Source organism: Neobacillus rhizosphaerae, assembly GCF_050477885.1.
Lineage (GTDB): Bacteria > Bacillota > Bacilli > Bacillales > Cytobacillaceae > Neobacillus > Neobacillus rhizosphaerae_A.
Map to the genome: position 1 here is coordinate 1 of NZ_JBCNAC010000051.1, position 13,229 is coordinate 13,229.

Below are 13,229 nucleotides of genomic sequence, written 5' to 3' on the forward strand. Positions count from 1 at the left end.
TACAATATATTACATTTGCACTTTAATAACATGGCTATAGTGATAAGTTCACAGTTTGTTAGAAATGTTTTGACAAAGATTTGAACGAACTGTTTTGTTCGATAAAAAAGCGTGGTTTCCAATAAGAAAGCTCAAGCACCTTGGTCAGCCCCGATCAAGAAGACTGGTCGATTTTGCGGAGCGCAGACATAGATCTATTTGCACTTAATCGTACAAAAGTCATTAGCCTATAGTAGCCAGGCAACCTTGCACGGACATTAGAAATTTCCTCCATTTACCGGGCACTCACTTTTTCTCTTACCACGGGCATTAGAATCTTCTCCTATTTACCGGTCGCGCACTTTACCTCTTACCACGGGCATTAGAATCTTCCCCTATTTACCGGTCGCGCACTTTACCTCTTACCACGGGCATTAGAATCTTCTCCTATTTACCGGGCACTCACTTTTTCTCTTACCACGGGCATTAGAATCTTCCCCTATTTACCGGGCACTCACTTTTTCACATACCACGGGCATTAGAATCTTCTCCTATTTACCGGGCACTCACTTTTTCTCTTACCACGGGCATTAGAACCTTCCCCTATTTACCGGTCGGGCTTCTTTCCATTGGATCGGGACATAAAGTACCACAGTATCAAAGCCCACAGGAGTCTTCACACCTTCCACTCCAATTAACAGGGTATAAAAATCAAAAAAACGCACCTACTGGAGGTGCGTTCGTAGACGTTATCTTTTTTTCTTTTTAGAAGGATCCAAGGCCACTTGTTTGTTCTTATTTACTTTTTCTAAGACCACTTGCACATGGATATTTTTCTCATCCACAGTGGTTACTTTAGCAACCGTACCTTTTCTCCCCTTAATCTTGATGGCTTCGCCTTCCTCCGGCACAGTCCTGAGTAACTGCGTTAATAATACATTTTTGTTTTCTAAAAAATGAACAGCAAACATGATCGAATCACCTATTTTCATATGGTATGGGTAGAATTCCTTCTACCTAAAAATATTAGATTCGATTGAAATTTAGACCTCCATCCAAAAGTTTGAATTACAACACCCCGGAAAAAAGCCTTGCGAAGCTTTCTTTGAATTTGACCACTGGCTTCCTTTTGTAAAACTCGACAGCGCGGATGCGGCGGCAGTCGTTAAGGTCTTCTTGAAAGTGGTCCACCAGATCGGCAATCGAGTTCGTTCCTGATAAAAACAAATTTACCTCGAAATTCAAATGGAAGCTGCGCATATCGAAGTTGGCGGTACCAATCGAGGCAAGATTTCCATCGACAATAATGACCTTTTTATGAAGAAAGCCTTTTTGGTAGGAATAGATTTCAATTCCTGCACGCAGCAGTTCTGGAAAATAGGATTGGGTCGCATACTGGGTAAGAAATCCATCATTCGTTTCCGGTACCATCAAACGGACCTGGATACCTTTCCTGGCGGCAATTCGGAGAGCCGTTTGGATGGACGGGCTCGGAATAAAGTAGGGGGTGGCAATCCAAATGGATTCTGTGGCCGAGGAAATCATCGCGTAATAGTGATCACTCATATCACGTGTTTCGGGACCAGTTGCGACGACGTGCACCAATCCATCACCGTTCACCGGTTTCGGCTCCAAATAGCGTTCATTTTCAAAAAAGTTCTCGTTTGAGGCATAGAGCCAGTCTAGCAAAAAGACGGCATGTAAGGTTTGTACGGCTTCCCCTTCGAGCATGAGGTGGGTGTCGCACCAAAAGCCAAAGTGGTCGTCCTCGCCCAGGTACTCCACCCCGACGTTTAAGCCACCGACAAAGCCGATTTTTCCATCGATGACGATGATTTTGCGGTGATTTCGAAAGTTAAATTTTTGATTGATGAATCCTGATTGGATCGGTAAAAAGGGGTGAATCTGAATGCCGGCCTCCTCCATGATTTTCAGATCGGCGTTGGATAGGGAGAAGCTGCCGACCGCATCGTACATGAGACGGACTTCTACTCCAGCCCGGACCTTTTCTGTAAGGATGTCAATTAGCTCTTTTCCAAGGCGGTCATAGCGGAAAATATAGTATTCGATATGGATAAAGTCCGTTGCTTGCTGGAGTCTGAGTTTAATTTCCTCGAATGTTTCGTCTCCATTTCTCAACACTTTCGTTCTTGTATGCTGATTCCAGTCAGTTAAGGTTACCCGTTCTAAATAGTTCATAAATCCATGCTGGTGCTCATTCAGCCCGGACACCGTCCGTGTCGCGGCCCCACCTCCAGCCATCCCCCATTTCTTTTTGTTCAGCTCCTCAAACATTTCCCGGTCGAGGCTGCGTTTCCTTTTAAATAGCTCGCCTTTATGTACCAGTTGGCCGGAATAGACGTAGAAGATATAGCCCAATATTGGCAGGAACACTAATATATACATCCATAGCAAGGTGTTCTGGGCTGGGCGGTTTTCGAGCCACAGTGAGACCACTGTATTTACAATCATGATGGTGTAAAACGTGAGGCAGAGTGCTTTCCAGTGAAAGGGAACGTCGGTACACAACGCCACGTAGCCGAAAATCAACATCATGAGAACATAAACAAATTCGACCCTGAGTTTTTTCATATGAGTTTCTCCCCACATCTTTTTATCTATGAAATACCCCTTCCATGAAAAAGCTAAACCACTCTCACAGTATGGGGCTCAGGTCTAATTAATGGATAGTCAGTCCCTATCGGCGGATGGCTCCTTTCAATTGGCGGATAACTAACCTCAATCAGCGGATAGCACCAATCAATCAGCGGATAACCATCCCCTATCAGCGGATGACAATCCTATTGGCGGATAACTAGCCTCAATCAGCGGATGATACCGTTCAATTAGCGGATAGCCAATCCCTATCAGCGGATGGCAATCCTATTGGCGGATAACTAGCCTCAATCAGCGGATAACCATTCCCAATCAGCGGATGGATCCGTTCAATTGGCGGCGCATATACTGCTTAAACTGACGCATACAAAAAAAAAAGCCGGCCACACTATTAAAATAGCTGGCCGACTAAAAAGGTGGCGTCATCTTTTCGCTTCGTCATATGCAGTTTTAAATGGTTGGACATATCCTCGATCGATTGGAACCGGGTTAACTCCTGTTTAATCGATGGTAGATGGAGTCCATCCGTGTGCATCATAAATTTGGAGTTTTCTTCATAGGGAAAGGTCTCAATTCGATAGGTTTGCGGCTTCCCTGATAAAAAGCCAGTAACAGGAATGGGATAAATATAGAGGCCTGAAGGAAGATAGAAGACAAATTGAATGTTACCCACGGAGCAGTAGGTGACTTCCTTCCGCTGAAAATGGGCCTTTAAAACTGAAACAGTAGCCCCTCTCTTTGATTTCAGTGCTTGATTACAATAATCCATCAGCACCTCGACCTCTTCATGATGATGCTCTTCAATCACCTTCCTCACCGCATCGGATGAGTGATTCGCGTACAGTCCACTCCCTAGACCGTCAGCCACCGAACAGATAAAATACTCGTCCGTTGCCTTCATGAAAAAACTATCACCGTTAAAGCTGTTTCCTTCTTTTTGAATTTGAAAGGCACGCGCTTGAACATATGCGTTGGCTTCATGATCAAGCATGGGTGACCCCTGAAAAGGCATCCTTTGCTAGTGCCTTTCGTAATTTTTCAATTGCCTTTTTTTGCAGACGTGATACATGCATTTGTGATATTCCCAAAAACTCACCTGTTTCCTTTTGACTCTTATTCTCGATATACGTCCAGTGAATAATTTCTCTTTCTCGATCCGTTAACACATGGAGGACACTTTGCAGCAGCATGCGTTGGTCCACTTTTTCAAAGCCTTCGTCCTTCGATCCCATGACATCGAGCGCGGTGACCGTGCTTCCCTCAGATCCCGTTTCGATCGGTTGGTCAACAGAAACGGATTGATAGCTTTTCCCCATTTCCATTGCTTCTAGCACTTCTTCTTCGCTCACATTCAAATAATCAGCAATTTCCGGGATTTTCGGTGAGCGTTGATACAGATTGGTCAACTCGTCCACCACTGTTTTGAGCTTCGGCCATAATTCCTTCACGCGTCTCGGTACATGGACACTCCACGTTTTATCCCGTAAAAATCGCTTGATTTCTCCAATGACCGTCGGGATTAAAAACGATTCAAACGACCGTCCGACATCCGGTTCGTATCGCTTAATCGCCCCTAATAACCCAATCATCCCTACTTGCATGATATCCTCATGAAAGTCTCTGCCCTTTGAATATTTATTGGCAAGACTTCCGACAAGAGCGGTATAATTCTCCACCAGGATTTGCTGCACTTCTGGAGAGCCAGTCTGTTGCACCTCGAGAATGAGGGCATCAATTTCTTCTTTAGTTCGCTTCACGGTTTGAGATGGTTTGGTCATGATTTTCACGCTCCCCACTTACATTCTTCACCATGAAGACCGTTACCCCAGACTGATTCGATACACGGACCTCGTCCATGAGCGTTTCTATCAAAAATAGACCTAACCCTCCCTCTGCCAAATCGTCCATTGTACTTGATTTTGTGTAGGGGCCTAGTTCTTTTTTTGTTTGGATAAAATTAAAGCTTTGTCCGTAATCGGCAACCATCATTTCTAATTTATCCGGATAAATCCCAAAGCCGACGATGATTTCTCCACCTTCATCACTTTGGTAGGCATGCTGTACAGCATTCGTTGTTGCCTCACTAATGGCAATTTTTATATCCTCGATTTCCTCGTATGTAAATCCCATACGGCTCGCGATACCTGATAATGTTAATCTGATTACTCCTACATAATCGGGTTTCGCTGGAATCTTCATTTCGATATAATCCATCACTTGGTTCATACTCCCCCCACCTTTTCATATGCAATTAATTTTTGCCGTGTTTGTCATATTTTCGTCCCGTTCTAATTGGTAGCAATGGTAATAATATTGCTTAACCCGGTAATTTCAAACAACCGTTTCAATCGATCAGATAGGTCAACCAGTTTCAATTCGCCCTCATTTTTCTTCAGCTGTTTGAATAGACCAACAAAGACACCGAGGCCTGTACTATCTAAATAAGAAACATCCTTCAGACTGATGACAATCGATTGATTTTTTCCTTCTGCTAGAGGTAAAAGCTCTTCCCTCAGCTGTGGTGCTGTAAAGGCATCAATTTCGCCTGCAATCTTTACGACTGTATCCTCATTATTGTGATATTTATCTATTAGTAGATTCATTTTCTCATCACCTCAGGAATATTTATTTTTTACATACCCGCTTATACGAAAGGCTAAACCTTTCTTTTTAAAATAATTAAGGTAAAATCGTCTCGTATTTCAAAATTCTGAATTCTCTCTAGGTCTCGATAGATTTTATCCACCATTTCTTGTGCAGGCAGGTGCTGATACTTACGAATATAATCCGTGATAACAGACCGTTCGATAAAGCCCTCTTCCGTTCTTGATTCGGTAACACCGTCTGATAATAAAACAATCATATCGCCCGGCTCGACTTTTTTCTCATATTGATGATAGCTGGCATTCGGGTCCACTCCGAGGACGAGACCTTTTGCGAGGAGGTCCGAAAACCTATCCTTGGATGCTTGATAATAGAAACCTGGTTCATGACCGGCTGATGCATATGTAAAGGTGTGTTCATGTGAATCATAGATGCCATATAGCATGGTAATAAACATACTTGAATCGACATTATTTTCTACGACTCTATTTAAATTTTCGAGCACATGCTGTGGATGGACACGTGATTCCAGCAGACTGTCCATCGCATACTTGATCATCGACATGCAAAGAGCAGCAGGGATGCCTTTGCCAATGACATCAGCGATCGCAATACTGATTAATTGCTGGTCCTGAACAAATCGATAGTAATCACCATTCATTTGCTTGGCGGGAATGCTGATGGCGCCAATATCTAACTCATCTATTTGAGGAATTTGCGTTTCTAAAAGGTTATCTTGAACGCTCGCAGCAATCTCAATTTCTGATCTAATTTCAAACTGCTGGTCACGGAGGCTTTGATGTTCCTGGTAGGCTAACCCATAGTCCATCATCACCTCTAAAAGAAAGTCGCAGGAATCAAACACTTCTTGCGGGAGGTCGGGGAAAAGCTCCTTCAATGCGGTACAATGCACATTGATAATTTCTTCAGGGGAGATTTGGTGTTCCATTGCTTTTCGGCTAAACTTTTGTCCTTGATATAGTGCTGCTTCGTTTGATTCTTTCAGATAGCTGTATAATATGCTGCGATACTTTGATTCGAACATATCTTTAAAATCCATTTTCTCACACCCTCCTAGCGAAGCCATTTCACCACCTGAATGCTTGTTCCTTCTCCCACCGTAGAAGTAATGCTAAACTCATCCATTAATCGTTTCACCCCTGGTAATCCTGCCCCTAAACCACCCGATGTGGTAAATCCATCTTCCATTACTTTTCTTATATCATGAATGCCCGGACCTTTGTCCGATGCAATGACCTTTAAGCCGCATCTTCCTAATTCATACATGCGGTCAATTTCGATTTCGCCTGTTCCAGCGTACAGATAAATATTGCGGGCCAGTTCCGAAATCGCTGTTGTGATCCTTGCTTGGTCAACCGAACCGAATCCAAGCTCCTTTGCAACGTTTCTCCCAAGCTGACGCGCTGCAACGATATCCCATTCGGTTATAATTTTCACACAGGATTCGTTCTCCATGCTTTACTCCCCCAACTCCCGCTGTAGTGTTTCTAATCCTTTTTCTAAATCTAGTGCTGTCTGCACATCTTGTAGGTGTATCCCTAGTTCTACTAGTGTGATCGCTACAGCTGGCTGGATACCCGTCAACACCACTTTTGCGCCCATTAGATGGGACATACTGACCACATCGCCAAGCACCTTGGCAATAAAGGAATCTATCACGTCCACAGAGGTTAAGTCAATGACGACCCCGCCCACTCCTGTTTCATGAATCTTGGAAAGAAGATCCTCCTGAAATTGTAACGCAGTTTGGTCGTCCAGCTCCCATTGGATCGAGATGAGCAGGCAATTATATAATTTTAATATTGGAATTCTACCATTCATTGCTTATTCCCCCATCGAGACGATTTTGCGATTTGTCATTTCCAATGCAGCGGCAACCCCTTTTTGCAGGCTGTTTTTCGTAACGACCTGATTGAGGTTAATCCCTAAATTAACGATGGTCTGCGCGATCTCCGGTCGAATGCCAACGATTAAACACTTGGCCCCCACCAATCGTACCGCCTCTGACGCTTGAATAATATGATGGGCCACCATCGTATCTACTACAGGCACACCTGTAATATCAATTAACACCACTTGTGCATGATGCTTCACGACACCTTGCAGTAAATTTTCCATGATCCGCTTCGCTCGATCTGTATCAATTGTGCCAACCAACGGCATAACGGTGATATTGTCAAAAATAGGAATCAGCGGCGCTGACAACTCTTGGAGTGCAATTTTTTGCAATGAAACGGTCCTTTGCCAGGACGATGCATAGTGATTGAGTACTTCTTTATTAATCGGTGTTACCCACTTATCATAGGCCCAGCCGAATTCAATCTGTTCCTTTTCCGATGCCTCTCCCACCATGTGGAAAAACATTATCTTTGAAAACTCCATTAAGCTGTCCATGATAAAGTTCAAATTCCAGCCTAATTGGACCAATTTTTGTGAGAAATCTCTCATTTTATTTTTCGCTTGTTTGTCCTGATTGATTAAATCATGAACTAATATATTAATATATTCATCGCCAACATTTGTATAAACTTGGTCGGTTATGACGGTTGATAGTTTCTGCTCATCCATCGCGCTCATTTTTTCTACCCACTCTTGTAAAAGCTGTCCCCTGTTCGCTTGAATAAACTCAATCATTCGAGTTGCTTTTTCCATCGTACCTCTCCCATCCTACCTTTTTTCCTATTATTTCTAGTTACTATTATACCAATATATTCTATTTAAAAAAATCACCATAATGGACTAGACCAAAAGTACTAGTACATGGCCATTTATTGTCCCTCACTTGAAAAAGGAGCCACGCTTTTTCCCTTTTAATAAGTCACCTGTCCAGCCTTTAATCCTAAGATAAGCATATAGAAGTACCGTTGAAATGACAATCATGACGATGGAAAGAGGATAGCCCCATGTCCATTCGAGCTCCGGCATATGCTTGAAGTTCATACCCCATAGGGCTCCGAAGGCCATTATTGGAGTAAATACGGTGGTAATCACGGTTAACGTTTTCGTGATTTCATTTCCCCGATGGGAGGAAATGACTTCCTCTAAATTGATAATGGAATCTAGTTCATGTTCGTATTCCTGTAGAAGGGTCAGCGCTCGCTCAATCCGTTTACAGGTCATAGGGAAAATTTTTCCCTCCGTCGGTTCATGTAGATTCACTTCCTCAATCGCCATCTTTAGCTCTTTCACCGGAATAAGGAGACTCTTCCACACTAGTAATTCGTGCCTGCGCAAATAAACGAGCTCGAGAATGCTCGTTTCATTTCGTTTGCGGATACTCCAGATCAGGGTTTTTAGGTCCTCTTCAAACCGGTCGATCTCAACTAGCCATGCATTCATCCATTCTGCAATGAACAGCATGAAGCCTTCGACGGCATTAGTGGTTTGGCTGATTTGACGTTGGAGAAGCTGCAGATCGATGTGCTTCAGGGTGTCCCATTCGAGGTCGATGGTTACCCATTGATCGATGGTGACATAGAAATGAAAGAGTTTGACGTCATGTTCCTCTTCAAAGCTTTGTTTATAAATGAGCGAGCCTTTGACTACTTTTTTTCCATCAGGGGTGATGGCAACCCTGAGGCAGTTGGTTTTGTTGTTTTGGATTTGCTTCAGCCACTCGATGCTGCTTTCATGTTCAAGGATGGGAGTGAGTTGCTCGATTTCCTCTTGTTTCGCCTGAATCCAAGTCCAGTTGGTCGGTGTGCGGTAGGTTATCATGGCGGTCTCCTTTTTTTATGTTTAAAGTTCCCTGTTTTGTGGGGATTGAAACTTTTATGTTTGACGGTTGAATTAGTGGGTATACATAGTTCAAATAGAATAATCGATTGGTTGATATGAATGAATGAATTTTGGAACAAATTTTTCTAGGAGGGATTTGTTATGAAGCAAGTGTTTGGTATGAAATCATTAGTAGCTGTGGGAATTGGCGCCTCTGCTGCGATGTGGTTGTCGTCAAAGCCAAATCGCGTCAAAGCCGAAACGGTACTGCGGGAGTGGAAACGCAAGGTGAAACCGACTGTCTTTGAAAAAGCAGAACAGTTGCCGATTGAAAAAGGTGCCCACCCACATCCACTCGATGTCGAAGACAACAACATGGTAAGTGAAGGCGCAATGTACTCCGTCCAGTTCTATAATGAAAAAATACAATAATTTTTGGGGACAGTCCCCCGCTGCTTTACAGTAGTGGGGGACTGTCCCTGTGTGAGGTGGATAGAATGGTCCCCTTCTTTTTACTGATCTATTTTGTAATTATTACGGCGGTTATTGAGATTTTTGTGGTGCTGTTCCGTTGTACGGGCCTGAAGGTGGAAATCTCGCGGTTTCAGGTGATTTCGATGATGACGGGAACAGGATTTACAACGGGTGAATCCGAGCTGATTCTAGGACACCCGATACGAAGGAAGCTGGCTATTTTTTTAATTTTGTTCGGCGCGTTCTCGCTTGCAGTCATTATTTCCTCAATCAGCCAGTTCCTTTCTGAGGGACTACGAACGAAAGAAATTCTCGCCGTGGCCATTGCGGTGCTGCTGGTCTTTGTTGTGCTACGGATGTCTCGGATGCAGCGACTGTTGTCTAAGGTATTTAATCGAAAAATGAAACAGAATGTTGAACTTATTGATTTGCCAGTAAAGGATGTATTTTTATCCTCTAAAAAGGAGGCAGTCCTCAATCTGCCTATCTATAAGGAATCTTCACTTCATAACCGTACGATTCAAGATGTCCTCCCAGGCCATCAAGGAATGGATTTCATGGTCCTCTTTATCCAGCGAGGCGGGATGAAATTGAGGAAAGACATCTACGGGTTGGTGCTCCATGAAGGCGATCAGCTGCTACTATTTGGGGATAAAAAAGTACTGTGGTCAGCCTTTGAACATGATTGGCGGGTACTGGAGGAGAAGCGGAAGGATGAGGGAGTCTAGTCTATTAATAATAGAGATAGTTGGTCTAGAATATATTTAAGTAGACACTGTTCTATCACTCCAATACGCAAAAAATAGAAGTAGTTTCTCGCTACTTCTATTTTTTGCGTTACATTTACTTCGTTTACGCTATTCTCAGATACAATATATGATACCCGTCCACCTCCTCCACGGTAAACACGTATCCTTCTGCTTCCACACTTGCCCCGGGTTTAACATCGCCAGTTTGTGTTAGAAACCAACCGCCAATTGTCTCGACTTCTTCAGTAGATAAATGAATGCCGAGTAAGTCGTTCACCTCATTAATCCCTACTTTTGCATCGACGACAAAATTATTTCCCGGAAATTCTCTGACCGCTGCGACTTCTTCCGCATCAAATTCATCTCTTACCTCACCAACAATTTCCTCAAGGATATCCTCAACCGTCACTAACCCCGAGGTCCCTCCATATTCATCCATTAAAATCGCCATATGCGCATGTTCCGTTTGCATCTTCACCAACAAATCATGAATCGGAATCGTCTCAATCACCCGAATAACCGGCTGGATTAATGAGGTTATATTCCACTCCTGTTCCTTCTTTAAGATGGTAGCTGTTAAGAACATTTTCACGTTTAACACACCAAGAATATGATCCTTATCCCCATCCATCACTGGATAGCGTGTAAACTTTTCCTTTTTCACCGTAGCAAGTACCTCAGATAGTCGCGCATCTACAGAAATGCAGGACATCTCTGTCCTCGGAACCATGATTTCCTTGGCCATCCGCTCATCAAACTCAAAAATATTGTTCACGAATGTCCACTCGTTCACGTTGATTTCCCCACTTTTAAAGCTTTCCGATAAAAGAATCCTAAGCTCTTCCTCCGAATGCGCTAACTCATGCTCCGAAACCGGCTTCAATCCTACCATTCTTGTAAGCATGCGTGCCGAACTATTCAATAACCAAATAAACGGATACATGATTTTGTAAAACCAAATCATTGGTGTAGCAAACAGCAGCGTAATCATCTCTGCTTTCTGAATCGCCGCCGTCTTTGGCGCTAACTCTCCTACGACCACATGTAAGAAGGTGACAAGAGCAAAGGCGATTCCTAACGATAAAATATGGGTAAGTGATTCATTCAAGTGGAGGGCTTCCATCAACGGGTGCAACAGTTTTTCTACAGTTGGTTCCCCAAGCCACCCAAGTCCTAACGCTGTTACCGTTATCCCCAGCTGACAGGCCGATAAATACTCATCCAAATGGGATACCACCTTTTTTGCAGCAACCGCACCCTTCTTTCCTTCCCCCAACAATTGCTCTATTCTCGAAGGCCGAACCTTCACTATTGCAAATTCAATCGCCACAAAGAACCCGGTCAAAGCAATCAACAAAGCAACAGATACCAACTTCAAAATCATAAACATATCCCACCTTACAGAGATGGGGTCAGTCCCCCACTGCTGTAAAGCAGTGGGGGACTGACCCCGCCTGAATTATTCTTCTAGTTTTTGGTCTAGTTTGCGTAGATATTTGGCTGCGAAATCTTTTCCTCCGATTCCAAATGCTAATCCAAAGGCAAGGGCCAGTCCGCCTAGGACGAGGATGAAGGCTGCATTGACAATGCTATGTGCGACACCGAGCTGGTCAAGGGCCATAAAGATGGTAATCGCAAACACAGCGTACTTCGCTACCGCCGCTAAGGTGCGGGAGTAATTATTTTTCATTACATTTTGTAGAATTCGTTCCACCAAGTGCCCCACATATAATCCAATCCCTAGGATGACAAGTGCCGCAAACAGCATTGGTAAATAAGCAATGACGCCGGTTGCGAGGGTCACTAAGAAGTCTAGTTGTACGATTTGTAAGGCTTCTACAGTAAATAATAAAACCACCACTATTTTAGCCAGCAACCCAACCAACTGTGACAAGGTTGTCTTCGAAGCATCCGGAGTTAATGAGCCGATGCCCATTCTGTGAAATAGACTATCAAACCTTACGCGCCACAACATCTGGGTGACGATTTTCTCCACCATTTTTCCAAGCCAAATCCCTGCTAAAATCAACAACACGGCTACAGCGATGTTTGGAATCATCGACAATACCGCGCGGAGCATGCTGATTGCTGGTTCCGAAACGCCCCTCAAATCTAATTTTTCTAAAGCCGTAATAATCGTTGGAAGTAAGATTAAGATAAACGCGATATTTCCAATGATATTGGCAAGGCTCGCTCGTCCATCTACCGATTGATCCAAACCTAAACGCTTACCTAACTTTTCAACACCTACATTTGTTAAAAGACTCGTTACAATATCACGAACAATCTTGGCAATTAACCAGCCGATAAACACAATCAATGCGGCTGCAAATAGCTTTGGAATAAAAGCGAGTAACACAGATAAGGTTTCCGCAAAAGGCTTTGAGATGCCTTCCATATGCAGTGCGCCTAATACTCCTGGTAAAAATAAGAGAAGTACAAAGTAGAAGATCACCTTCGAGATGCTGTTCACTTTATTCATCGCATCCAATTCACCTTTTGCCAGCTTCCGTTTCGCTAAATGATCTTCTAAATGGAAGCGGGAAGCTGCTTTTGTGAAAAGATTGGACAGTAAGAACGCGACCACCCAGGCAAACAGTAAGATGAGTGCTGCTTTTAATAGATTAGGAATTGCCGCCGTAATGGTCGATAGCATTTGAACGAATGGTGTGGCAATAAAGCTTAAGCTCAACATATTGAAGAAGATCGTCCAAACTACCACTAATAAAAGATAGTAAACTATTTTTCCGATAATGGTTTCTGATGAGTATTTTCTCTTACCAAACTTTGAAAATAGCTTATCGTCAAAACTGGTCTTTCTTAAGGCCGCTTCTACGCCTCGGCCAATCCACTTGGCGACCAGCCAGCCTACTAATAGCACTACTAATGCCATGATTAGATTGGGTAGGTCTTGAAAATAAGAGGACCAGCCCATCATCATTTCGTTTACGTGCATATCATCTCTCTCCTTTTCATCGTCATGTATTTGTTCTGCTTTCTGTATTACCCCGTCTCCACTCATTCAAACCAACAATCTAGCAATCAAACTTTTTGTAAAAATGCATTTAA

At 43.3% G+C, this 13,229-nt stretch carries 15 protein-coding genes; 2 read left to right on the top strand and 13 right to left on the bottom strand.

Annotated features, from left to right (window positions below; genetic code table 11):
* Positions 1-728: 728 nt before the first annotated feature.
* From ABES03_RS06470 to ABES03_RS06520, 11 genes are all read right to left on the bottom strand, one after another.
* Entirely contained in the window at positions 729-950 is a 222-nt protein-coding gene (locus ABES03_RS06470) for a hypothetical protein (protein WP_430116193.1), read from the bottom strand.
* A gap of 97 nt (positions 951-1,047) precedes the next feature.
* Complete coding sequence (gene cls / locus ABES03_RS06475; protein ID WP_430116196.1) at positions 1,048-2,571, bottom strand: cardiolipin synthase; 1,524 nt, start codon at positions 2,569-2,571, stop codon at positions 1,048-1,050.
* Positions 2,572-2,986: 415 nt separating this feature from the next.
* Entirely contained in the window at positions 2,987-3,586 is a 600-nt protein-coding gene (locus ABES03_RS06480; RefSeq protein ID WP_430116197.1) for a PP2C family serine/threonine-protein phosphatase, read from the bottom strand.
* A complete protein-coding gene (sigB, locus tag ABES03_RS06485) occupies positions 3,579-4,373 on the bottom strand; it encodes an RNA polymerase sigma factor SigB (RefSeq protein ID WP_430116198.1) in 795 nt (264 codons plus the stop codon). The genes ABES03_RS06480 and sigB overlap by 8 nt, the downstream gene beginning before the upstream one ends.
* Positions 4,339-4,821 (bottom strand): anti-sigma B factor RsbW, encoded by a 483-nt coding sequence (rsbW, locus tag ABES03_RS06490; protein ID WP_413305328.1) that lies wholly within the window; start codon positions 4,819-4,821, stop codon positions 4,339-4,341. Before rsbW ends, sigB begins: the two co-directional genes overlap by 35 nt.
* Positions 4,822-4,883: 62 nt before the next feature.
* On the bottom strand, positions 4,884-5,198 hold the full coding sequence (locus ABES03_RS06495) for an anti-sigma factor antagonist (protein WP_309857708.1): 315 nt from the start codon (positions 5,196-5,198) through the stop codon (positions 4,884-4,886).
* Positions 5,199-5,251: 53 nt separating this feature from the next.
* A complete protein-coding gene (locus ABES03_RS06500; protein WP_430116200.1) occupies positions 5,252-6,259 on the bottom strand; it encodes a PP2C family protein-serine/threonine phosphatase in 1,008 nt (335 codons plus the stop codon).
* Between the two features lie 14 nt (positions 6,260-6,273).
* A complete protein-coding gene (locus ABES03_RS06505; protein ID WP_430116202.1) occupies positions 6,274-6,675 on the bottom strand; it encodes an anti-sigma regulatory factor in 402 nt (133 codons plus the stop codon).
* Positions 6,676-6,678: 3 nt separating this feature from the next.
* Entirely contained in the window at positions 6,679-7,041 is a 363-nt protein-coding gene (locus tag ABES03_RS06510; protein ID WP_413305322.1) for an STAS domain-containing protein, read from the bottom strand.
* 3 nt (positions 7,042-7,044) lie between these two features.
* The gene (locus ABES03_RS06515; RefSeq protein ID WP_430116204.1) at positions 7,045-7,872 is read right to left on the bottom strand and encodes an STAS domain-containing protein; all 828 of its coding nucleotides are present in this window, start codon (positions 7,870-7,872) and stop codon (positions 7,045-7,047) included.
* Between the two features lie 126 nt (positions 7,873-7,998).
* Positions 7,999-8,937 carry a magnesium transporter CorA family protein gene (locus ABES03_RS06520; protein ID WP_430116205.1) on the bottom strand — a complete coding sequence of 313 codons (939 nt, stop codon included), beginning with the start codon at positions 8,935-8,937 and terminating at the stop codon, positions 7,999-8,001.
* A 162-nt stretch (positions 8,938-9,099) separates the two neighbouring features.
* On the opposite strand from ABES03_RS06520, the gene ABES03_RS06525 reads away from it, so the two are divergent.
* Positions 9,100-9,369: a hypothetical protein gene (locus ABES03_RS06525; RefSeq protein ID WP_430116207.1), complete on the top strand. Its 270-nt coding sequence runs from the start codon at positions 9,100-9,102 to the stop codon at positions 9,367-9,369.
* Between the two features lie 65 nt (positions 9,370-9,434).
* Positions 9,435-10,139 (top strand): TrkA C-terminal domain-containing protein, encoded by a 705-nt coding sequence (locus tag ABES03_RS06530; protein ID WP_430116209.1) that lies wholly within the window; start codon positions 9,435-9,437, stop codon positions 10,137-10,139.
* Between the two features lie 124 nt (positions 10,140-10,263).
* On the opposite strand, the gene ABES03_RS06535 is transcribed toward ABES03_RS06530, so the two are convergent.
* Both ABES03_RS06535 and ABES03_RS06540 read right to left on the bottom strand, forming a co-directional pair.
* Entirely contained in the window at positions 10,264-11,544 is a 1,281-nt protein-coding gene (locus ABES03_RS06535; RefSeq protein ID WP_430116210.1) for a hemolysin family protein, read from the bottom strand.
* Positions 11,545-11,619: 75 nt separating this feature from the next.
* Entirely contained in the window at positions 11,620-13,116 is a 1,497-nt protein-coding gene (locus ABES03_RS06540) for a mechanosensitive ion channel (RefSeq protein WP_430116211.1), read from the bottom strand.
* Positions 13,117-13,229: the final 113 nt, after the last annotated feature.